The organism is Pseudarthrobacter sp. GA104 (assembly GCF_009741265.1).
In the GTDB taxonomy this organism is placed as follows: Bacteria; Actinomycetota; Actinomycetes; order Actinomycetales; family Micrococcaceae; genus Arthrobacter.
The window spans coordinates 2,790,416-2,812,806 of record NZ_WOWL01000001.1; the positions used below are offsets into that span (position 1 = coordinate 2,790,416).

Annotated in this window: 19 protein-coding genes; 10 read left to right on the plus strand and 9 right to left on the minus strand. The window is 66.2% G+C overall.

Annotated features, from left to right (window positions below; genetic code table 11):
• Window positions 1–75 precede the first annotated feature (75 nt).
• Window positions 76–396, minus strand: a complete 321-nt coding sequence (locus tag GK109_RS12700) for a hypothetical protein (RefSeq protein ID WP_231754857.1) — start codon at window positions 394–396, stop codon at window positions 76–78.
• Window positions 397–513: 117 nt separating this feature from the next.
• On the opposite strand from GK109_RS12700, the gene GK109_RS12705 reads away from it, so the two are divergent.
• Window positions 514–1,266 (plus strand): GPP34 family phosphoprotein, encoded by a 753-nt coding sequence (locus GK109_RS12705; protein WP_157240881.1) that lies wholly within the window; start codon window positions 514–516, stop codon window positions 1,264–1,266.
• A gap of 33 nt (window positions 1,267–1,299) precedes the next feature.
• Here GK109_RS12705 and GK109_RS12710 read toward each other — a convergent pair whose 3' ends face one another.
• Complete coding sequence (locus GK109_RS12710; RefSeq protein ID WP_157240883.1) at window positions 1,300–2,646, minus strand: MBL fold metallo-hydrolase; 1,347 nt, start codon at window positions 2,644–2,646, stop codon at window positions 1,300–1,302.
• A gap of 218 nt (window positions 2,647–2,864) precedes the next feature.
• Here GK109_RS12710 and GK109_RS12715 point away from each other — a divergent pair, with 218 nt between their 5' ends.
• From GK109_RS12715 to GK109_RS12735, 5 genes are all read left to right on the plus strand, one after another.
• Window positions 2,865–3,866, plus strand: coding sequence for a LacI family DNA-binding transcriptional regulator (locus GK109_RS12715; RefSeq protein ID WP_157240885.1), 1,002 nt, complete (start codon window positions 2,865–2,867; stop codon window positions 3,864–3,866).
• A 182-nt stretch (window positions 3,867–4,048) separates the two neighbouring features.
• Entirely contained in the window at window positions 4,049–5,383 is a 1,335-nt protein-coding gene (locus GK109_RS12720; protein ID WP_370460575.1) for an extracellular solute-binding protein, read from the plus strand.
• Window positions 5,384–5,410: 27 nt separating this feature from the next.
• Complete coding sequence (locus tag GK109_RS12725; RefSeq protein WP_157240890.1) at window positions 5,411–6,313, plus strand: carbohydrate ABC transporter permease; 903 nt, start codon at window positions 5,411–5,413, stop codon at window positions 6,311–6,313.
• Window positions 6,314–6,315: 2 nt separating this feature from the next.
• Window positions 6,316–7,212 (plus strand): carbohydrate ABC transporter permease, encoded by an 897-nt coding sequence (locus GK109_RS12730; protein WP_157240892.1) that lies wholly within the window; start codon window positions 6,316–6,318, stop codon window positions 7,210–7,212.
• A 68-nt stretch (window positions 7,213–7,280) separates the two neighbouring features.
• Window positions 7,281–8,819, plus strand: a complete 1,539-nt coding sequence (locus tag GK109_RS12735; protein ID WP_157240894.1) for an alpha-N-arabinofuranosidase — start codon at window positions 7,281–7,283, stop codon at window positions 8,817–8,819.
• Window positions 8,820–8,878: 59 nt separating this feature from the next.
• Here GK109_RS12735 and GK109_RS12740 read toward each other — a convergent pair whose 3' ends face one another.
• Entirely contained in the window at window positions 8,879–9,163 is a 285-nt protein-coding gene (locus GK109_RS12740) for a DUF427 domain-containing protein (protein ID WP_157240896.1), read from the minus strand.
• Window positions 9,164–9,315: 152 nt separating this feature from the next.
• On the opposite strand from GK109_RS12740, the gene GK109_RS12745 reads away from it, so the two are divergent.
• Window positions 9,316–9,777, plus strand: a complete 462-nt coding sequence (locus tag GK109_RS12745; protein ID WP_157240898.1) for a RidA family protein — start codon at window positions 9,316–9,318, stop codon at window positions 9,775–9,777.
• Window positions 9,778–9,843: 66 nt separating this feature from the next.
• Here GK109_RS12745 and GK109_RS12750 read toward each other — a convergent pair whose 3' ends face one another.
• From GK109_RS12750 to GK109_RS12765, 4 genes are all read right to left on the minus strand, one after another.
• Window positions 9,844–10,980, minus strand: a complete 1,137-nt coding sequence (locus GK109_RS12750; protein WP_157242918.1) for a fumarylacetoacetate hydrolase family protein — start codon at window positions 10,978–10,980, stop codon at window positions 9,844–9,846.
• 59 nt (window positions 10,981–11,039) lie between these two features.
• On the minus strand, window positions 11,040–12,521 hold the full coding sequence (locus GK109_RS12755) for an aldehyde dehydrogenase (NADP(+)) (protein ID WP_157240900.1): 1,482 nt from the start codon (window positions 12,519–12,521) through the stop codon (window positions 11,040–11,042).
• Window positions 12,518–13,864 (minus strand): enolase C-terminal domain-like protein, encoded by a 1,347-nt coding sequence (locus GK109_RS12760; RefSeq protein ID WP_157240903.1) that lies wholly within the window; start codon window positions 13,862–13,864, stop codon window positions 12,518–12,520. The genes GK109_RS12755 and GK109_RS12760 overlap by 4 nt, the downstream gene beginning before the upstream one ends.
• 163 nt (window positions 13,865–14,027) lie before the next feature.
• On the minus strand, window positions 14,028–14,753 hold the full coding sequence (locus GK109_RS12765) for a GntR family transcriptional regulator (RefSeq protein ID WP_321214471.1): 726 nt from the start codon (window positions 14,751–14,753) through the stop codon (window positions 14,028–14,030).
• 222 nt (window positions 14,754–14,975) lie between these two features.
• Here GK109_RS12765 and GK109_RS12770 point away from each other — a divergent pair, with 222 nt between their 5' ends.
• A complete protein-coding gene (locus tag GK109_RS12770; protein WP_157240905.1) occupies window positions 14,976–16,313 on the plus strand; it encodes an MFS transporter in 1,338 nt (445 codons plus the stop codon).
• A 98-nt stretch (window positions 16,314–16,411) separates the two neighbouring features.
• Here GK109_RS12770 and GK109_RS12775 read toward each other — a convergent pair whose 3' ends face one another.
• A complete protein-coding gene (locus tag GK109_RS12775) occupies window positions 16,412–17,644 on the minus strand; it encodes an amidohydrolase family protein (protein WP_157240907.1) in 1,233 nt (410 codons plus the stop codon).
• A 103-nt stretch (window positions 17,645–17,747) separates the two neighbouring features.
• Window positions 17,748–19,001: a DUF3100 domain-containing protein gene (locus GK109_RS12780; protein WP_197432466.1), complete on the minus strand. Its 1,254-nt coding sequence runs from the start codon at window positions 18,999–19,001 to the stop codon at window positions 17,748–17,750.
• Window positions 19,002–19,371: 370 nt separating this feature from the next.
• Between GK109_RS12780 and GK109_RS12785 the strand changes: the two genes are divergently transcribed.
• On the plus strand, window positions 19,372–20,859 hold the full coding sequence (locus GK109_RS12785; protein WP_157240910.1) for an amidohydrolase family protein: 1,488 nt from the start codon (window positions 19,372–19,374) through the stop codon (window positions 20,857–20,859).
• Window positions 20,860–21,044: 185 nt separating this feature from the next.
• Window positions 21,045–22,382: an amidohydrolase family protein gene (locus GK109_RS12790; protein ID WP_157240912.1), complete on the plus strand. Its 1,338-nt coding sequence runs from the start codon at window positions 21,045–21,047 to the stop codon at window positions 22,380–22,382.
• The last annotated feature ends 9 nt before the right edge of the window (window positions 22,383–22,391 follow it).

Below are 22,391 nucleotides of genomic sequence, written 5' to 3' on the forward strand. Positions count from 1 at the left end.
GACCCCTCCGGATGCGACACGCAAGCGGACGACGGCGGGACGTCCCGCCGTCGTCCGTTTCCTTCTGCCCGTGGTTCAGGTGGAGAGGTTCCAGTGGACCCGGATGGCCTCGGCAATGGGGCCGTCCTTGACGTCGACCCGGAAGGCAACGGGCGCAGTCCCCGTTTCTTCGATGACTGCGTCACGGTAGACGCGGCCGCAGGAGGGACAGAGCGTGTAGAGGTCCTCATCGGCGGGCCATTCCGCCAATTCCGGCGGGACAGGGGGTTCTCCTGAATGCACGGGGACGCCGCGTGAGTTGGCCTGTATCAATCCGTCCTTGCTGACGGTGTTGCCGCACACGCAGGTGATTGTGGTGACATCATGGTCAACCACTTCGGCAGTTTCGGTGTCCACGGCGACCTCCCCGGCGCTGGAAGAGACGTTACGGTATCAGCTTATGCCTGCCGATCCGCCGGGAAACTAGGTACTTCGGCCGTAGTAGCCGCTGCCAGGCGGGCGCACCATGGTGCTATGGACGCTGAAACACCGAAAGCGATGGAACTGAGCCTTCCCCAGGCGTTCCTGCTGCTGGCCACAAATGACACCACCGGAAAACCCGAAATTCCGGTCTTCGCACTGCGGACCACGCTGGCAGGTGCTGTGCTGGCCGAGCTGGACCTGCTCGGTGCTATCGAGCTGCAGGGCAAGCACGTCAGGGTTGCCGGCACTGCTCCGGACACCCATCTGCAGCACGAGCTGGAGCTCCTCCGCGGCAAGTCACGGCCGCACACTCCACGATGGTGGGTCTCGGCGCTTGAGAGCCGCGCCGAAGTGCAGCGCGTCTACGAGGGGATGGCCTCCCTGGGCATCGTGGAACACGTCGGCGAAAGGCACCTGGGCCTTTTCCGCGCCGTGCGCTACCCGGAAAAGGACCATGCTCCGGAGGCCGCACTCCTGAAAAAGATCGAAGCGGCACTCAGCGGTGCGCCGTCCAACCTCGAGCCACCGGACACAGGGGCCGCCGACGCAACGGCCACCGATGCCGGCACTGCCGCACCCCAGGTACAGGATTCCGCGTCCGCCAAGACCGGCACCAAGGCCCCCGAACCCAGGACCATAGCGCTGATCGCCCTGCTCCAGGCGGCCGGGCTGCTCGGCAAGCTCTTCCCGGAAGCGGACAGGGTCCGGGCCAGTGAGCTGGCCAAGGACTACTGGCCGTCCCGCGCCGTGGAGGACGAACTCCGCATGATCAGGCTGGCGGAGGAAGAAGCCGCGAACCTCTAACACGGCAGGCACCGTTTCACGCCGGCGGAGCCCTCATGCCAGGGCGAGGCCGGCCTTCCTCGCGTCGCGGAATTTGGCATCGATGTGCACCACGTCGCGGCCTGCGCGCTGCAGCAGGCTTGCCGCCACCGCCGAGCGGTACCCGGACCCGCAGTGCACCCACAGCCGCCCGGCGGGCACCTCGTCCATGCGGCGCAGCAGCTCGTGGACCGGGATGTTTGTTGCCTCGCGGATGTGCGACTCTTCGAACTCGTCGGTGCGGCGGACGTCCAGGAGGGGCTCGTCGGTGGGCCTCTGCAGCACTTCCTGCCAGCCAACGCTGCGGTAGGAGGAGGTGGGTGCCCCGGGCGCGAGTTCCCCGGGTCCGCTGCCGATTGCCGCGTCCGGGTTGTCGATCCCGATGCGGGAAAGGTCCCGGATGGCGTTCTCCACGTCCTGGTGCTCACCCACCAGGGTCAGCTGTTCGTCCCAGGGCAGGACCCAGCCCAGGAAGGCGGTGAACTTGGTGCCGTCGCCGTATTCGAAGCTGACGCTGCCGCTGAGGTGGCTGTTGGCAAAGGCAATGCGGTTCCGCAGGTCCACCACCCACTCTCCCCGCTGGAGGCGGGCCGCCAGCTCATCCTGGTCCAGGGAGTCGGGCAGTTCCAGGTCCGGCGCCGTGGGTCCTGCGAGGTTGATCGGGGCCATATGGGCGTAATAGGACGGATAAGCCGTGAGGTTGTGGATGAGCTCCTGGACGAAGTGGTCCTCGTCCGGATCTGTCAGGGCATGGTTTTCCTTCAGCTGCTCGCCGATGGTGGAGGACTCCGCCCCGCTGGCCGGGCCTGAGGAACAGAAGGAGCCGAAGCCATGGGTGGGGTAGAGCCCGGCGTCCTTGCCGGCCTCGTCCACCAGGCGCCGCACCGAGGCGTATTGGTGGTGGGTGAGCGGCACGGTGTCTTCGTCGCTGACCAGGTCGGTGCGGCCCACGGAGCCGTAGAGCAGGCTCCCTCCGGAGAATACGGCCTGGCGCTCGCCGTCCGTGACGATGTAGGAGAGGTGGTGGTGGGTGTGCCCTGGCGTGGCCACCGCCTTGAGGACCATCCTTCCCACCTGCACCGTGTCTCCGTCCGAGATCGGCTGGCGGCGGTAAGGAACGTCGTCCGCGGCGTTGACCAGGTAGGCGGCGTTGTGGTCATTGGCCAGCTGCAGCCCGCCCGTGACGTAGTCGTTGTGGATGTGCGTTTCCGCCACGTGCGTGATCCTCACCCCGGCGTCCGCGACGGCCTTTTCCACCCGGTCGGTGTCCCGCTGGGGATCGATGACGATGCCCACCGCGCCGTCGTGGACCAGGTAGGTGCGGTCGCCAAGCTGGGGCGTTTCGATAGTGACGACTTCCATGCCGGGTTCCTCCTTGGACGGGTATCAGCCTGATCGCCACGTTACCCCCGGCAATGCCGGGCTGGTAGCCCCGCCTGCACCCCTCACGCAGGAGGCGGACGACGGCGGGAGGTCCCGCCGTCGTCCGTCCCGACTGGCGGTAAAATCGTCAGCAGGCCCGCCGTCGGAAGGCGGCCACTCGCTGCCGGCTCTTGCCCGGAAAGTTTGGAAGGGGAGCATTGCGCGCAACGGTCAAGGATGTCGCCCGCCGTGCCGGGGTCTCACCCAAGACTGTCTCGAACGTGATGAACGGCATCGTTCCGGTGAGCGGGGCCACCCGGTCCAAGGTGGAGCAGGCCATCCTCGAACTGGATTACGTCCCCAACCTCTCCGCCCGCGGGCTGCGTAACGGGAGGTCCGGCGTGATTGCGCTGGCCCTGCCTGACCTGGGCACGCCGTACTCGGCAGAAATTGCCCACAATATTGTCGAAGTGGCACACGAGCAGGGCTGGATCGTGCAGATCGAGGAGACCGGCTCGGATCCCCAGCGCGAACACGAACTCATGGTGCGCGCCCGCTCCAACCTGATCGACGGGCTCATCCTTAATCCCGTAGTGCTGGACGAGAGTGCCGTGCAGGTGGGCGTTGCCCTGCCGCCAGTGGTCCTGCTCGGTGAGGTCAAGCAAAAGCTCGCCGACCGCGTGCACGTGGACAGTGTCGGCGCCGCGCGGGACATGACCCTCGCCCTGGCCGCGTCCGGGCGACGCCGGATCGCCGTCCTGGGAACCACCGAGGGCCGGGGATCCGCCGCGGCGATCCAGAGGACGCAAGGTTATGAAGAGGCCCTGGGGATCCTGGGCATTGACCGGGACGAGTCGCTGCTGATCCCCTGCGAAAGATGGACGCCGCAGACCGCCGCCGATGCGCTTACGGCCTACCTGGACACGCATCCTGTTCCGGAAGCGTTGTTCTGCTTCACCGATTCCATGGCAATCGGCGCCCTGAGCGTGCTCTGGAAGAGGTGCCTGCGGATACCGGACGACATTGCCGTGGCGGGCTTCGATGACATTGCCGACGGCCGCTACGCCGTGCCTTCCTTGACCACTGTCTCCTTCGACAAGCGCGCCATTGCCAGCGAAGCCCTACGCCTCCTGACGGAGCGGATGGCGGACCGCGGCCAGGAACAGCGCGTGGTCTCCATCGACTACACGATCGTGGAGCGGGATAGCAGCCGCGGCTGAAACGAGAGCATTCCACCAAGTTGTTTGCGCTAACAGTTTTTCCTTGCGGCAGCCATTACATCGATGTAACGTGAGACCTGCGTCACTTCCCCCAAGACATCTGCCGGGGACGGAGCGCGCCGGAACCGGAACTTTAGGCAACAGTAGGAACCTTTCAGCGGACCCATCCAAAGGAGTGATTGGTGAAGCAGTTTGAATTTTTGCCCGGGAAACAGTTGTCCCGCCGGCAGTTACTGACAGGAACGGCCGCCCTGGGCAGCGTCCTGGCAACAGGCGCACTGACGGGCTGCGGCGGAAACGCCCAGGCTGCCGGCGTGCGGGACATCGGGTTCTGGCATTTGCTGTCCGGTGGCGACGGCATCAAGATGCAGGCGATGATCAACGGCGCCAACCAGGCCAACCCTGCGTTCAAGGTGCATCCCACCGTGCTGGCGTGGGGGCCGCCGTACTACACCAAACTGGCCATGGCCTCTGCGGGCGGACGTCCGCCGGAGCTGGCGATCATGCATGCCAGCCGGGTGCCGGGCTACGCCCCCGGCGGCCTGATCGACCCCTGGGACCTCTCGCTGCTGGCAGAGCACGGCGTCACGGGCGACAACTTCGCCCCGCGCATTTGGGAGAAGAGCCAGCAGAACGGCAAGGTGTTCTCCATCGCCCTGGATTCGCATCCGTTCGTCATGTTCTACAACACGGACGTCGCCGGGAAGGCTGGAGTCCTGGCCGGAAACGGACAACTGCAGGAAGTGGCCTCCCCGCAGGAGTTCCTGGCCATGGCCAGGGAGATGCAGAAGGTCACCCAGGCCCACGGATTGTCCTTTGGCTACCTTGGCAGCGGATCCCAGATGTGGCGGCTTTTCTACACGCTCTACAAACAGCACGGCGCGGACATCACCCTGACGCCGGGCCGGCCGATGAAGGTCGACCGGGACGCAGCCATTGAGTCGCTGGACTTCATGGCATCGCTTTTCGACGACACCATCGCGGCCAAGAGCGGCGACATCAGCACGGGCATCGCGGAATTCGCCCGCGGCGGCTCGGGAATGCTGTTCAGCGGTGTCTGGGAGCTGCCGACGCTCAAGAAGGCGGGCCTGCCGGTGGATGCGGCCACCATTCCCACGCTCTACGGCACCCCGGCTGCCTACGCAGACTCGCATTCCTTCGTCCTTCCGCGGCAGCTGAACGTGGACGACACGAAGCGCCGCGACGTCTACAAGTTCGTCAGCGACGTCCTCAAGGGATCACTGTCCTGGGCAGAAGCGGGCCACATTCCCGCGTACCAGCCGGTGGTCCAGTCCCAGGCCTATAAGGACCTCACACCGCAGGCGCACTATGCCAATGCGGCCGACGTCATCGCCTACGACCCCGAAGCCTGGTTCAGCGGCTCGGGATCTGACTGGCAGACCTACTTCGCGGAGAACGTCCAGAACGTCCTCCTTGGCCGCGACAAAGCGGCCGCCGGCTGGGACGCCTTCGAAGAGCGCACCAACCACCTGCTTTCCCGGCCCAACCCCGTCTAAACCCACCGAGCGACAAAGGAGTCCTTCATGAGTTCTTCACTAGCAGCCCGGCGGAGCCCCGGGAGCCTCACCAGGAGCAACCTCAGCGGCTGGGGGTTCGCCGCGCCCTTCCTGGTTTTCTTCCTCGTTTTCCTTGTGTGGCCCCTTCTCTACGGCGTCTACATGAGCCTCACCGGCAAGTCCCTGACCGGAGCCAATGACAGCCTGATCGGCTTTGCGAACTACGCCGAAGCCTTGTCCGACGCCGGCATGTGGCGCTCACTCGGCAACACCCTGTACTTCACCGTGATCAGCACGGTCCCGCTGGTGCTGGTGGCCCTGGTGATGGCGGCACTGCTCAATGTCGGTTTGCCGGCCCAGTGGCTGTGGCGGCTCTCCTACTTTGCCCCGTACCTGCTCGCGTCCACCGTGGTTTCACTGTTCTTCACGTGGATGTACAACCCGCAGCTTGGCCTCATCAACGATTCCCTGTCCAAGATCGGAATCCCCAAGGTCGCCTGGCTCAACGACCCCAACGTGGCCATGTGGGCGATCGTCATTGCCACCCTCTGGTGGACGGTGGGGTTCAACTTCCTGCTCTACCTGGCGGCGATGCAGAACATCCCGCACCAGCACTATGAGGCAGCATCCCTCGACGGTGCCGGGGCCTGGCGCCAGTTCTTCTCCATCACCCTGCCGCAGCTGACCCCCACCACCGTGATGATCGTGCTCCTCCAGATCCTCGCCTCGCTCAAGATCTTCGACCAGGTGTACCAGATGACCGCCGGAGGGCCCGGAGGATCAACCCGGCCCGTGGTGCAGTACATCTTTGAAACCGGATTCACCGGCTACCGGCTGGGCTATTCCGCAGCCATCTCCTACATCTTCTTCGGACTGATAGTGCTCGTCTCGGTCATGCAGTTCGTCATCACCCGCCGCAGGAGTGCATAACCATGGCAATTCAGACCCTCGACCGCCCCGAGTCAGGCATCAGCACCAGCCAGGACCTCCGCCAGCCACGCAAGAAAATGACGGCAGGCAAGATCGCCGCCGTCGCGGTTGCCGCGCTGATCGCAGTCCTCTGGCTGGTCCCCTTCGCCTGGGCAACCGCCACCGCCTTCAAGACCGAGACGGATGCCGCGGCTCCGAAGATCAGCTGGGTGCCGCCGTCGGGCTTTACGCCCGAAGCGTTCGTGAAAGTGTTCCAGGACGGCAACATCCCGCTGTGGACGTGGAACTCGCTGTACACCTCGGCGGCCATCACGGCCATCACCCTGGTGATCTCTGCGCTCGTGGCCTACGCACTGTCCCGGATCAACTTCAAGGGCAAGAAGGTGCTGATGACGGTGATCATCGCCTCCATCATCGTCCCGCCGCCGGTCCTGATCATCCCGCTTTTCTACCAGATGCTCGCCCTGCACATGATCGACACCTCCTGGGCCATCATCCTGCCGCAGGTCATCCACCCGGCGATGGTGTTCGTGCTCAAGAAGTTCTTCGACCAGATTCCCCGCGAACTTGAAGAAGCGGCGGTGATGGACGGCGCCAGCCGCATGCGGATCTTCACCCAAATCGTCCTGCCGCTGTCCCGGCCCATCCTTGCCGCCGTCGCCATCTTCGTGTTCATCGGCGCCTGGAACAACTTCCTGTGGCCCTTCATCGCCACCAACGACGGCGCGCTCCTCACCCTGCCGGTGGGGCTGCAGACCATCAAGAGCGCCTACGGCATCCAGTACGCGCAGAACATGGCGTCCGCCCTGCTCGCTGCGCTGCCGCTCATCCTCGTCTTCCTCTTCTTCCAGCGCCAGATCATCAAGGGCGTTGCGACGACGGGCCTCGCCGGAACCTGAACCGGCACCTTCCGCCTGCAAACCAACGCCACGAAACAGACCTGAACAACGACCAAGGAGTGCTGTACATGTCCCGCGCACGGATCACCCTCGACCGCGACTTCACCATCGGCGAAGTTCCCCGCCGCCTCTTTGGCTCCTTCGTGGAGCACATGGGCCGCTGCGTCTACACCGGCATCTACGAACCGGGCCACCCCGAAGCCGATGCCAAAGGCTTCCGGCAAGACGTCCTCAAGCTCGTCAAGGAACTCGGGGCCACCGTCATCCGGTATCCGGGCGGCAACTTCGTCTCCGGTTACAACTGGGAGGACGGCATCGGCCCGCGCGAGAACCGTCCGCGCCGGCTGGACGGCGCCTGGCACACCGTGGAGACCAACGCGTTCGGCCTGCATGAATTCGTCGACTGGTCCCGCCAGGCCGGCACGGAAATCATGGAAGCCATCAACCTGGGCACCAAGGGCGTGGAGGCGGCCCGCGAGATCGTGGAATACGCCAACCACCCCGGCGGCAGCTACTGGTCCGACCTCCGCGCCAAGAACGGCCACAAGGATCCGTTCAACATCAAGCTCTGGTGCCTGGGCAACGAGATGGACGGCCCCTGGCAGATCGGCCACAAGACTGCCGAGGAATACGGCCGCCTGGCGCAGGAGGCCGCCAAGGCCATGCGCTTCGTGGACCCGGACATCGAACTGGTGGCCTGCGGAAGTTCCAACTCGGGCATGCCCACCTTCGGCGCCTGGGAACAGACTGTCCTGACGCACGCCTACGACGAGGTGGACTACGTGTCCCTCCACGCCTACTACCAGGAGCACGACGGCGACGCCGGCAGCTTCCTGGCCAGCGCAGTGGACACGGACTACTTCATCGAATCAGTCATCGCGACTGCCGACGCCGTCCGGGCGAAGGGCAAGCACAAGAAGCACATCAACCTGTCCTTCGACGAGTGGAACGTCTGGTACCAGCGCGGCCGGGACACCGAGGACCAGCTGCGCAACGTCGCCAAGGCCGGCTGGCGCGAGCACCCCCGGCTCATCGAGGACAAGTACAACGTGACGGATGCCGTGGTGGTGGGAACCCTGCTGAACTCGCTGCTCCGCCACGGCGACCGCGTCAAGATCGCCAACCAGGCGCAGCTGGTCAATGTCATCGCCCCGATCCTCAGCGAGGAAAACGGCCCGGCCTGGCGCCAGACCATCTTCCACCCGTTCGCCCGCATGGCCGAGCTGGCCACGGGACAGATCCTGCGCCTGTCCGTTGACTCGGACAAGTACGAAAACGCGCGCTTCGGCGGCACCGACCTGGTGGATGTCAGCGCGACGTGGAACGAGGAGACGGGCCGCGTGGCGCTCTTCCTGGCAAACCGCGGCCTGGAGGAAGCGGCGGACATCGACGTCTCACTGCGCGGGTTTGATGCCCGCCAGGTGGTCCGCGCGGAGGTCCTGGAGATCCCTGAGGGCGGGGACCGTTTCACCGCCAACAGCCAGGACCGCCCGGACCAGGTGGGACTCAAGCCGCTGCAAGGGGCGAAGGCCAGCGGCTCCGAGCTCCGGGCAACGCTTCCGGCGCTGTCCTGGGCCGTGATTGAGCTGGACGTCGCCAAGAACTGACCGGGGCGGCCCACAAGGGAGCGGACGACGGCGGGAACCTCCCGGCGTCGTCCGCTCTGCTAGTGCTCGATGGTCACGCCCCGCCAGAAGGCGATGCGGTCCTCGATCTGCTTGGCGCGCGGCTTCGGCTCCGGGTAGAACCAGGCCGCGTCCACGTTCAGTTTCCCGTCCACTTCCAGCGTGTGGTAGCTGGCCCTGCCTTTCCATGGGCAGACCGAATAGAGGTCGCTGTCCCGCAGGTAGCCGGCGTTGACGGCGTCGCGCGGGAAGTAGTGGTTGCCCTCCACCACCACGGTGTCCGCGGATTCGGCGATGACTTTTCCGTTCCAGATAGCCCTGACCATGTGGTTCCGTTCTGTTGGGTGCCGGCTGGACGCAGGCGGCATGCTCGTAGCGATGCCAACGGAATAAGGGGCGCAGTTGTTCCCGGCGGTCTCTGGGAATCCTTGGACCGCTAGTCTGGAAACGGGGCCCGAACACGCTAGGGGATGACCACATGACGCCTGAGCAGAAGCTCGCCGGTGCTGGATTGGTGCTGCCGCCACCGCACCCGCTGGTTGGAACCTTTGCCCTCATCACCCGGCATGCGGATGTCCTCCATGTTTCCGGGCACGGGGCCTTCGCGGACGGAGAGCCGATCCACCGCGGCAAGCTGGGAGCGGACCTTACAACGGCGGAGGGAAAGGAGGCGGCCCGGGCCGTCATGCTTTCCCTGCTCAGCACTGTGCGCGACCACCTCGGCGGGCTGGACCGGGTGGCCCGCGTCCTGAAGGCCGTCATTTTTGTGAACAGCACGCCCGGGTTCACCGAGCACCATCTTGTTGCCAACGGCGCCACCGAGGTGCTGGCCCTAGCGTTCGGCACGGAGCGGCTGCCGGCCCGGACGGCTATCGGGGTCAGCTCCCTTCCGCTGGGCTTCGCGGTGGAAATAGAGGCAACTGTCCAAATCGCCGATTAAAGAAGCGGACGTCTTAAAGAAGCGGACGACGGCGGGAACCTCCCGCCGTCGTCCGCTTCCGGCCGCCTACCGCACCTGGGCAGCAGACTCCTGAAGGGCCCGCTGGTGGTGCAGGTACTCGAACAGCTGCCGCAGCCCGAACGACCATTCCGGCAATTCCTCGGCGCGGCCCACCGGGTTGACCAGCGCACCGAGGTGCCGGCTGCGGATGGTCACGGTGTCGCCCATCTTGTGCGTGAAGCCCTGCCCCGGCTGGTCGCGGTCCTGCGTCGGGGCGAACAGGGTGCCGGTGAACAGTGCGAAGCCGTCCGGGTACTGGTGGTGGCGCCCCCGGGTCGCGGCCACCAGTTCTTCGAACGGCCGGCTGATCCGGGCCACCGAGTTGCGGCCCTCAAGGCAGAAGCCGTCCGTGCCATCGACCCGCAGCAGGATCTCCTCCTCGCGGAGCGTGTCCAGGGTGAAGCCGCCGTCGAACAGCCGGATGAAGGGGCCCAGCGCGCAGGAGGCGTTGTTGTCCTTCGCCTTGCCCAGGAGCAGGGCGCTGCGGCCCTCCACGTCCCGAAGGTTGACGTCGTTGCCGAGCGTGGCGCCCACAACGGAACCCGCCGAGGTGGCGATCAGCACCAGCTCCGGCTCGGGGTTGTTCCAGTGGGAAAACGACGGGATCCCCACCTGCGCGCCAAGGCCCACCGACGCAAGCACCGGGGCCTTGGTGAACACCTCGGGGTCCGGCCCGATGCCCACCTCCAGGTACTGCGACCACAGCCCTTCCGCGATCAGCACCTTCTTGGCCTCGGCGGCTTCGGGCGAGCCAGGCCGGACCGCGGCGATGCTGCCGCCCAGCGCCTTCGCCACCAGCTCCCGGGTCTGCCTGGCGCGGCTGGCGTCGCCGCCGCAGCGCTCTTCAATCACCCGCTCGATCATGCTGTCCACGAACGTCACGCCGCAGGCCTTGACGACCTGGAGGTCCACCGGGGCCAGGAGATGCGGCCGGGTTGTATCGCGGGCCAGGGACGCCTCGATGATCTCCGACGCCGACCATCGGGGCACGGTCATGGCGCCCCGGACGGCTGCCACCAGGTCCGGGCGTTCGAGGAGTGCGGAGACCGTTTCGGCCAGGGGCTGGAGGTCATAGACGTCCCCGCCCTGGACCGCCACGACGCGCGGGCCGGACGCTTCGACGTCCCAGATCCTGCCGATCATGAGCGCGCCGGCTGCATCCTCCGGAAGGACCGACGACGGTCCGGTGGGCCTTGGCGTGTTCACTGGCCGCCGCCCGCCGTCGCCGGCGCAGCTTCCGGCCGCTGCCACTCGCCGTCGATGCGCTGCGGCACCCGCCAGGGGTTGGCATCCTGCACCGGTTCCGGCAGCCGGTCCGCCGGGAAGGACTGGAAGGCCACGGGCCGGAGGAAACGCCGGATGGCAGCCGTCCCCACGGACGTGGTGTTGGACGACGTCGCCGGGTAAGGCCCGCCGTGGTGCTGCGCGTAGCTGACGGTGACGCCCGTGGGCCAGCCGTTCCACAGCACCCTGCCGCTGATGTCGGTGAGCCGGGCGGCAAGGTCGGAGACGTCGTCGTCCGCTTCCGCCTGCAGGGTGGTGGTGAGCTGCCCCTCGAGGAGTCCGGCCAGTGCCGGGAGCTCGGACTCGTCCCCGTACTCCACGATCAGGCTCGCCGGCCCGAACATCTCCTGACGGAGGATGGACGGATCCTTGCGCACCGCGGACGCCGAGGTGTGCAGCACGGTGGGGGACGGCGCCTCCGCAAAGTCGCCCTCCACCAGCACCTCCACGCCCTGCGTTCCACGGAGACCGCCGACGGCGCCCGCGAACCCCTCATGCAGACGCTCGCTGAGCAGCGGCGCGGCAATGAAATCCTTGAGCGCTTCGTTCAGCGCCGCGCGGACGGCGTCGGTGTGCCCGCGGGGAATGAACAGCAGGCCCGGTTTGGTGCAGAACTGGCCCATGCCCAGGGTGAAGGAGCCCGCGTAGCCGGCGACGATCCCGTCGCGGCGTGCGGCCCAGGCTTTCTCCGTCACGAAGACGGCGTTGATCCCGCCGAGCTCGCCGAAGAAGGGGATGGGCTCGGGCCGCGCTGCGGCACGGTTGAACAGGGCGCGGCCGCCCGCCGTCGAGCCGGTGAAGCCGATGGCCTTTGTCAGGGGGTGGTCCACGAGGGCCTCCGCGGCGGACCTTCCGGTCACCAGGGCAAAGAGGCCCGACGGCGCGCCGGCGGCGTCGAGTGCGGCCACCGCAACCTCTGCGGTGCGCAGGGCAAGCTGCAGGTGCCCGTCGTGCGCCTTGTGCACCACGGCGCAGCCGGCGGCAAGCGCCGAGGCACTGTCGCCGCCCATCACGCTGAAGGCAAACGGGAAGTTGGAGGCGCCGAAGACGCCCACCACCCCGAGCGGCACGTTGTAGCGGCGCAGGTCGGGCCGCGGCCCCATGCCCCATTCCGGATCCGCGTGGTCGATCGTGGCATCGAAGTGCTCGCCGCGCCGGATCTCGTCCGCGAAGAGCCGGAGCTGGAAGGTGCTGCGCTTCAGTTCGCCGCGGAGACGCGCCTCCGCCAGGTGGGTTTCCTGTTCCCCGAGGGCCACCAGCACGTCAGCGTCTGCGTCCAGCGCTGTTGCCACCGCGTCCAGCCATGACGCCCGGGTGAAGGGATCCGCCGTCCGGGCCTTTTCGAAGGCGGCGTGGGCCGCTTCGACGACGGCGTCCAGCTCTTCCACGCTGGTGGTCATCGGACGCCTCCCGCCGGGGCGAGCCGGGCCCCGGTGACGGCGGCGCGGTTGCCTACTTCGGCCCAGCCGGCACCGCCCGGGAATTCCCAGCGGGACCGCGAGGCGCTGAGCATTTCGGCGCCGGTGCCGGGCAGCTGCGGGGCAGCGTAGCGGCCGTTAACGATCCGGACCGGCTCGGCGAAGTGCTCGTGCAGGTGGTCCACATACTCGATCATGCGCCCGTCCTGGCTGCCGGTGATTGCCGCATAGTCGAAGAAGGAGAAATGCTGGACGAGCTCGCAGAGCCCCACGCCGCCGGCGTGCGGACAGACCGGGACGCCGAACTTGGCGGCGAGCAGCAGGTTGGCGATGTTCTCGTTGACGCCGGCCACGCGGGTGGAGTCAAGCTGGAGGACGTCGATGGAGCCTGCCTGCAGCAGCTGCTTGAACACAATGCGGCTGGCAACGGCCTCACCGGTGGCAACGCGGACCGGGGCCACGCCCCTGCGGATGTCCGCGTGGCCCAGGATGTCATCGGTGCTGGTGGGCTCTTCAATCCAGTACGGGTTGAACTCTGCAAGCTGGTTCACCCATTCGATGGCTTCGGAGACCTCCCAGCGCTGGTTGGCGTCGATGGCGATGGGAAGTTCACCCACGGCCTGCCGCGCCAGGGCCATGCGGCGGCGGTCATCGTTGATGTCTCCGCCCACTTTGAGCTTGATCATGGAGAAGCCGTCCGCTGCCGCCTGCTTGCTGAGCCGGACCAGCTTTTCGTCGCTGTAGCCCAGCCAGCCGGGGGAGGTGGTGTAGGCGGGGTAGCCGTCCACCTTGAGGGCGGCGATCCGTGCGGCCTTCCCGTCCTCGCCGGCGCGCAGGATGTCCAGGGCCTGCTGGGGGTTGAGGGCATCCCGGATGTGGGTGAAGTCGACGACGTCGACGATCTCCTCGGCGGGCATTTCGCTGAGCAGGAGCCACAGCGGCTTGTTTTCGCGCCGGGCCCGGATGTCCCAGAGCGCACTGACCAGGGCGCCGGCCGCCATCTGGGTCACGCCCTTTTCCGGGCCGAGCCAGCGCAGCTGGGAATCGTGGATGAGCCGCTTGGAGGCGTTGCCAAGGTCGTAGATGAGCTCGTCGATGTCCCGGCCCACCAGGAGGGCTGCATAGGAATCGATGGCGTGGGTGATGACCTCGTTGCCGCGGCCGCAGCTGAACACAAAACCGTGGCCTTCGTCGCCCGCGTCGGTGCGGATGACCACGTACGCGGCGGAGTAGTCGGGGTCGACGTTGACTGCGTCGGAGCCGTCAAGTTCCAGGGACGTCGGGAAGCGGACGTCCTGGGTACGGATGGAAGAAATGGAAGGCATGCTGGTCTTCTCTCTGCACTGGGAGGAGTTCGTGGGCTATTCCTATATGAAGTTTGATAATCATATAGGAAGTGTGAGGCAGGTCAAGTTTTCCGGCGGCCCTGGCGCACAAAAAAAGAAGCCCGGCAGGTTGCCGGGCTTCCCTGTGATTGCTGGCCTGGAGTCACACGATGCGGGTCCTGGGCGGGCCGCCTTCCTCAAGGGGCTCGAGCTCCACTGTTCCCTCGAACGCCTGGGCGAAGCGGGTGAAGGAATTCCTGATGTGCTGTGCCATCGCCGCCTCCGCCTCCTCCGGCCGGCAGGCCTGGATGGCTTCCCGGACGGCGGAATGCTCGGCCATGGTGCTGGCCCCGTCAACGTCTGCCGGGTAGAGGCGGAAGGTATGCAGGTGGCAGTGCGTCTGGGCGAAGGCGTGCCGGACCACAGGGTTCCCGGCTGCGGCAAGGATGGTGTCGTGGAAGCGCGTGTCATGCGCAACGAGGTCCTGCCGCAGGTCACCTCCGCCCCTCATCACGCCCTGGAAGGCGGCCAGTTCTTTCTCCAGCGCCCTGGCGGGGTTTGCGAGCCGGTCCACTGCTGCCGCGCGGGCGGCCCACGGCTCCACCAGCAGCCGGAATTCAAACAGTGACCGCAGTTCGTCCAGGCCCAGCAGGGGAGTGGTGCTGTAGCCGCGCCCGGGGGTGTAGACCACCAGGTTGTCGCCCTCGAGCCGCTGGAGCACTTCCCGGACCGGCGTCTGGGATACGCCCATGGTGCGGGAAACGGCGTCGATGTTGATCCGGGTGCCCGGTTCGATTTCCCCGTTGAGGATTGACGCGCGCATCGCGGAGTAGACGTCGGTGACGGCTGCTTTGATGCGGGAAGTCTCGGACGGTTGACGTGGTGGCACGCGTTTACCTCTTTGCAGTGTGTTGCCGGAGTCGCTGTGGGAATCATAAGCCACCGGCCGGTTCCGGGTGCTCGCGGAAGTTTTTTGGGCGGGGGACTTGTCTTGGATCACTTTCTATATATGATTAACCGCATTCCTATATGATCGTTTCCCCAACAAGCGCGCCCCGGCCCTCCCTGTGCCGTGTCGCCCGAAGCCCATGTTTACGTCAAAGGAGACCGCATGACTGCTCTAGGCAGTAGGCTTGCCCCCAAAACTTCCCCCAAGGCTCCCCGCACCATGACCCGAAAACGCTGGATGATCATCTGGCTCGCCTTCATTGGCCTGAGCATCAACTACCTTGACCGCTCCAGCCTTAGTGTCGCGCTGCCGTTCATGGGCAAGGACTTCGAGCTCTCGGCAACCCAGCAGGGCCTGATCTTCGCGGCCTTCTTCTGGGCCTACGACTTCTGCCAGCTGGCTGCCGGCTGGTACGTGGACAAAGTGGGTCCGCGCAGGTCGTTCTCCCTCGCGGCCGTATGGTGGTCCATCTTCACCATGGTCACCGCTGCGGCGACGAACTTCTGGTCCCTTTTCGCCGCCCGGTTCCTGCTGGGCGTTGGCGAAAGCCCCGCCCCCAGCACCGCGGCCAAGGTGGTGGCCACCTGGTTCCCGGTCCGGGAGCGTGCGTTTGCCACGAGCATCTGGGACTCCGGCTCCCGTGTCGGCGCGGTGATCGCCCTGCCGATCGTGACCCTGATTGTTGCCTTCACGTCATGGCACGCCGTGTTCATCATCATCGGCATTGCCGGCATCATCTGGGCCGCGGTCTGGTGGAAGGTGTACCGCAGCCCCGAAGAGCACCCGACGGCGGACGCCGCCGAGATTGCCTACATCCAGGAAGGCGGTGCGCGCAGCGCCGCAAGCGATGACGAGGGCGCCGCCAAGCTTCCGTGGCGCTCGCTGTTCAAGTACCGGACCGTGCTGAGCATGATGTTCGGCTTCTTCTGCCTCAACAGTGCCATCTACTTCTTCATCACCTTCTTCCCGAGCTACCTGGTGAAGGAGCGCGGCTTCGACCTGCTCAAGCTCGGCTTCTTCGGAGCCATCCCCGGAATCTGCGCCGTGCTGTTCGGCTGGCTGGCGGGGTACGTTGCAGACCGCGCCGTCCAGCGCGGCGTCTCGGTGACCCGGGTCCGCAAGACCGCCATCGCCGGCGGCTTGACCGGCGGCTCGGTCATCATGTTCGCTGCGCTGGTGCCCGAGGCCTGGATGGCGCTGGCCCTGCTGTCGGTGGCGTATTCCAGCCTGACGGTCGCAGCAACCGGCATCTGGTCGCTTCCGGCAGATGTTGCCCCCAGCTCACGCCACGTGGGCTCCATCGGCGGCCTCCAGAACTTCGCCTCCAACCTGGCCGGCATCTTCACCCCGATCCTGATCGGCGTCCTGGTGGACCAGACAGGCTCCTTCGTGGCCCCGCTTGCCGTCATCGGTGGGGTGGCCCTGGTCGGCGCCGCCAACTACCTCTTCGTGATGGGCAAGATCGAGCCCCTGAAGGTGGCTGAACCCGCAAAGGTCTAGCGGGAGGATCGCAAAACATCAGCGGACGACGGCGGGAGGTTCCCGCCGTCGTCCGCTTTGCTTTCTCCGTCCGGAAAGCATCAGGGACAGCGCGTGGGTCAGGCGGCCGGTTCCGCAAGGACAACCAAACCGTCGGCGACGAGCCTGCCGGCGTGGATGACGGTACGGTCCGTGCCGCGGTCCATGACGGTGCTGGTGACGGTTTCGCCGTCCACAATGACGATGTCTGCCGCATCTCCAACAGCGAGGCCGGGCCGGTCATCCGGGCCGGTGAGGCGTTGAACCGTCCGGTCCATGATGGCGGCGCCGCCAATGGTGGCGATCGCCGCGCAGTGCTCAATCAGGCGGTCCTGGCGCAGCCGGTGGGTGAAGGCCAATTGCCAGGTGCGGTCCAGCATGTCGCAGTTGCCGTATGGGCTCCAGTAGTCCCGTTGGCCATCCTCGCCAAGACCCACGCGGATCCCGGCCGCGGTCATCTGGACCAGGTCGAACTGGGTGCCGGCGGTTGCCGGGGCCACTGTCGCCCAGGCTACGTCCAGTTCGGCCATCTGCTCCATGAGGCGGGCAGTCACATCCGGGTGGACGTTGGCCAGATCGTAAGCGTGGGAAAGCGACACGCGTCCCTGCATGCCCAGCGCCCGGGTGCGTTCGAAGACAAGTTCGGCGCTGAAGACGCCAAGGTGCCCGGGTTCGTGAAGGTGAATATCGACGTCGGCCCCGTACTTCTCCGCCAGGCCGAACACGATTTCCAGATGGCGGGCGGGATCGCGGTCCAGTTGGCAGGGGTCGATGCCTCCGATGGTCGTGGCCCCCGCACGCAGTGCCTCCTCGAGCAGCGGGACAGTGCCTTCCTCCTGCAGGAGGCCGGCCTGGGGAAACGCCATGATCTCCACGTCTGCAGCATGGGCAAAGCGCTCCTTCGCGGCCATGACTGCCTCGAAGCGTTCAAGCTTGCAGTCCACATCGATCTGGGCATAGGAGCGGACGCGCGTGGTGCCGCGTGCAATCATCCGTTCCAGCGTCCCCGCCACAACATCGGGGTAGGGGATGGGGGTGTCGCGCCAGTTCTTCCGGTCATTGCACATCATGTTCCACACCCCCGGCGAACCGGTGTGCTCACGGAAGGGCAGCCCGATCCGGGTCGAGTCAAGGTGGACGTGCACATCCGTGAATGCAGGGAGGGCAATCCGGCCGCGCCCGTCCAGCTTCCGGCCGGAAGCGTCACCAGTTACGGCGCCGGTCCCCACCGCACGGATGGCCGCGATCCGCCCCGCGCTAATTTCCAGGTCTACGGCGTCCCCGCCCCACGGGCGGACATTGGTGATGAGCATGGTTCGATCCTTTTGCAGTGCTGTCCCGGTTAAGGGTCTGTGGTGTTAACGGCGGGGGGAAGGCACCGGGCCCGGAGGCCCGCCGCCTTCCCCGCAGTATGGACTAGAAATGGAAGGCGACCTGCGCGATCACTGCGGCGGCAACGAAGCTCGCGGTGAAGGTCATCAGGGCGACGATGATGATCTTCCAGCTCAATGAGCGGAGTGCCTTCACATCACGGCCCAGTGACATGCCGATCAGGGCGATCATTGGCAGGCCTGCGAAGAGGACGTTGATGTTCTGCGTGGTGGAGGCGATGAAGGGGCCGATGGGCAGGAACGTCGCGGACGCAATCGTTGCAAGGGCAAGGACCCAGATGCTGGACGGAACCGCCGGAACGAGCCTGGCCAGGACCAGGGCGATGGCAGTAAGGACCAGCAGGATGGTCACGCCGACCACATCCAGCGGTCGCATTGAACCCGTGCCCAGCGTGTTCAGCAGGATGCCTGCCACTCCCGTCGCGGCGAAGGCGGTGAGCCACGTCCTGGGGGAACGGAGAACAGTGGGGTCCGCTTCGATGCCGTTGACGTCCACGGTGTCAGTGACGGCCGGCTCATCCGCTTCCACAGCGGCCGCGCCGGAGCGCGCGTGGGCGGATCCGCCTGTTTTGCCACCAGCTGCGGAACCAAGGAGAGCGCCGCCGCGGACACGGCGGCCCAGATCGTCCCGCCCGAAAATGCGGGACCACATCGTGTAAAGCTTCTGGCACATAGGCAGCGCGATGAAAACGCCGGCGTAGAAGCCGACGATGTTGGTCACCAGATTGGACAGGGCAGCAAGGGCCATGATCTCGCCCGCCATCTCCGGATACAGGATGGACAGGGCACCCACGCCGCCGAGCATCATGGAGGCGGACCCGAGTCCAAGACCCAGCGCGAGGGCCCGCGGGTCAAAGAAGTCCAGTCCACCCAGAAGGCCCGCCAACAGCGAGATGAACACGGCACCGAATACACTGCCCAAAACCCACACCGCGAATACGCCGCGGTACTCGGGGGAACGGACGCCAAAGCGCTGGATCGCGAAAGCAAGGTAGGACTCGCGGTCAATCGACCACGTGGCACCGATGGCTGTGCGGCCCAGGCCAAGCGCAACCGCGACCGGCAGTGCCAGGATCACTGTGCCCAACACATGGCCCACCTCCTGCAGCAGGATCGCGGGACCGATGTTCGTGAACTTCGTCAAGGACGGCCCGATCTGCGTGCCGAGGCCCGCGAGGAAGAACACGATGGAGACATCCATGAGGTGGGTGGACACCGCACGGGCACGCCCGCCGATTGGTTTCCATCTCTGGACTCCTAGGAAGCCGCCGATGAGCACGGTCCACAGGCATCAGGACAATCGCGGCGGGGCCGAGGTGGAATTTATGGGTTCCGATCATGATGGCCGCGGCACAAACGGCGGTGGATAGCGCGATCATTGCGAACCACAGGGCGGGGCGGGCACGGAAAGTATGCGACGGTACCGCGTCCACTAGGACGGATGCGGTGCCGCCTGTGGTCTTCGCTTCATTGCGCATGACGCAGGCCTTTCGAGGGGGAACGGGGAGGAGCGAGCGATATACAGCCCAGGTTTCGGGAATGTCGCTCTGGTATACCAAAAGACTGTATACTCGTACCCAGTGAGAGGCAAGTCACATTTTTGTAGGCGCCCGGAACCCACGCCCGGCGCCCAGGTGCAAGGAGGCACGATGTACACGAAAATCTCCGCCCGGTACGTTCTGGGTTTTGATGGAAAACAGCACACCCTCATTGAGCACGGCGAAGTCGTGTTCGAAGGTGCTGTCATCGTCTTTGTCGGCCGCGGCTATGACGGTCCCGTGGATGAGGAACGCGACTACGGCAAGAGCCTGGTCATCCCCGGACTGATTGACCTGGATGCGCTCGCCGACATCGACCACCTCATCCTCGACTCGTGGCCTTCGCCTGAAGTTGCCGCCGGCCACTTGTGGTCCGAGAACTACTTTGCCAACAACCGCCGGGATGTGTTCAGCCCGGCTGAACGCGCCAAGGTGCGGGAGTTCGCGCTGGCGCAACTGGCACTGCACGGCATTACCACCTATATGCCGATTGGCTCGGAGATCCACAGCTCCTGGGCCGAAGGGCTCGATGAACTGGTGGACATGGCGCGGACCAGCCGTCGGATCGGACTCCGGGGCTACCTCGGGCCGGCCTACCGGTCGGGGGTCCACGTCACCACTGCGGCGGGGGACCGCGAAGTCCACTTCGATGAGGCCCGCGGGGTTGCCGGGCTGCAGGACGCACAGGATTTCCTGGACTTCGCGGCTGACCTCGCGGACCCGCTTATCACGGGCGTCCTGCTCCCGTGCCGGATTGAGACCTTGTCCGAAAACCTCATGCGGGAGACTGCCCGGATTGCCCGTGAGCGGGACGCCCTCGTGCGGCTGCACTGTCTGCAATCTCCCCTGGAAGACGGGCTGTTGCTGCGCTCTGCCGGGCGCAGCGTGCTGGAACTTCTGGAATCCACGGGCCTTTTCGGCACCCGCCTCCTCATTCCTCACGGCGTGGTGATTGACGCCAGGAATCCTGCTGCGGCGGCCGCCGGAGGCCCGTTGGACCTGCTGGCCAGGCACGGCGTCAGCATTGTCCACTGCCCCTTGACGTCCTTCCGTTACCAGAAGCAGCTTGTGTCATTCGACCGTTTCCGCGAGGCCGGCGTCAATCTCTGCCTGGGCACCGATTCCTTCCCTCCGGACCTGGTTCGGGGCATCGACGTGGGGATGCACCTGACCCGGCTGGTCGAGGAAAGGCCCGACGCAGGCGCCCTGGCTGACTACTTCGACGCCGCCACCCTCGGCGGGGCCACGGCCCTTGGGCGGCCGGACCTGGGAAGGCTTGCGCCCGGTATGCAGGCGGACATTACGGTAGTCTCGCTGGCCGGCTTCGCAGATGGTGTCGTCGAGGACCCGCTGCGCACACTCGTGCTGAACGGCACGGCCCGCCAGGTGACCGATACCTTCGTGGCCGGGCGTGCCGTCGTCGTCGACGGCGCCCTGCCCGGCCTGGACCTCGAGTCCCTGCGGGCCGAGGGGCAGCAACTGTTCGACCGGATGCGGGCAGCCTACTCCGAGCGGGACAGCCGGCGCCGGGACCCTGATGAGCTGTTTCCGCCCACGTATCCGCCAGCGGACATCGTCGCTCCGGCAGGCGTTTCCTAACCTGGCTCCGGCAATTCGCATTCCCGCCCACGCTAGTCCTTGGTATACCAGTGGGGCTATTGTGAACGCATTCGGGGCCACCAGTACGTAGGGGGCGAAGCTCGACCGCCCCCGCCAATCGCTTGACATTGACCCGTCCACGGACCCCGCGCTTCCGCCGCAGGGCTCATCCCTTTGGAGAAACCATGTGCCTGCACGACCACACCCCCGCCGCCCTCCCTTCCCCGGCCGTTCCGCGCCGCGGGATCCTCGCCGGAGCAGCCGCCCTCGCCGGGATCTCGGTGGCCAGCCTTGCCGCCCAGCTGGGAAATGCCCCGGCGGCGAAAGCGGAGGGCAACACGGCAGGCCCCGGCCGCCGTGGGCGTCCCGCTTCGCCGCCGCCGATGATCATCGAAGGCGGCACCATCGTGGATCCCCAGACCGGCGACGCTGTCTATGACGGCGTCCTGGTGCTGGAAGGAGGAAAGGTCAGTGCGGTCGGTACCCGGGAGGAAACGCGACGTGCAGTGGCCGCGCTTGCCGGGCGGGCACACGTGGTGGACGCCTCCGGCCGCTGGGTCATTCCAGGACTCATCGACGTGCATGTCCATGCGAACGCGCTGTCGGATGCGCGCGCCATTCTGCAGGGCGGAGCAACCAGCGTCAGGAGCGGCTCGAGCAGCTTTTACCAGGACGTCGCCTTGGCCGCCCTGCCTGCCTGGGCCGCCGGAGCCTCGCCCCGGATGAGCCCTGCCGGGCTGTTCGTCTCACCCGAGCTGGGGGACTCGCTCCTCGCCGACCCTGACCTTGCACCCCTTGCCTCCCTGGCTGGCGGAGTCAGGGAAACGGGCGATCTCGCCTACCTCACGCGCGTGAACCTGAACCGCGGCGCGCAGGTGATTAAGACAAGGGCCAACCCCCGGGCGGGCCTGCCGGAGCAGGATCCCCGTGAGCTGGTCTACAACTACGATCAGCTCTCCGCCGTGGTCAAGGCGGCAGGCAAAGCGGGTGTGCTGTGCCATGCCTACAGTGCCGAAGGGATAGACGGCGCGGTCCGGGCAGGGGTGCGCAGCATCGAGCACGGAGTCTTCGTCACCGAAGAGACCATCTCCCGCATGTCCAGGCAGGGGACGTACTTCACACCCACCATGGATGCCATCACCAGCATGGCGGGCTCGTCCAACCCAATCCTTGCCGCCCGCGGCAAGGAGTACACACCCATCATCAAAGCAGCCGTGAAAGCCGCCCATGATGCCGGCGTGACCGTCGTTGCGGGGACGGACTCGTTCGGATCCGACGTGACTCCGATCGGCACGGAAGTCCGCCTGTTGAGTGAGGCCGGGCTTTCCCCCCTGGAAGCCCTGAGGGCCGCCACGGTCAATGCCGCCGCGCTGCTGGGCTGGAGTGAAAACGCCGGCCGGCTGGTGCCCGGTTCCTTCGCGGACGCCGTCATTGTGGACTCTGATCCCCTGTCCAGCGGCTCCGCCTTGGAAGGAATCCGGGCCGTGGTGGCGCAGGGAGTCCTTGTCAGGAACAGCCTCTGAGCCACCGTG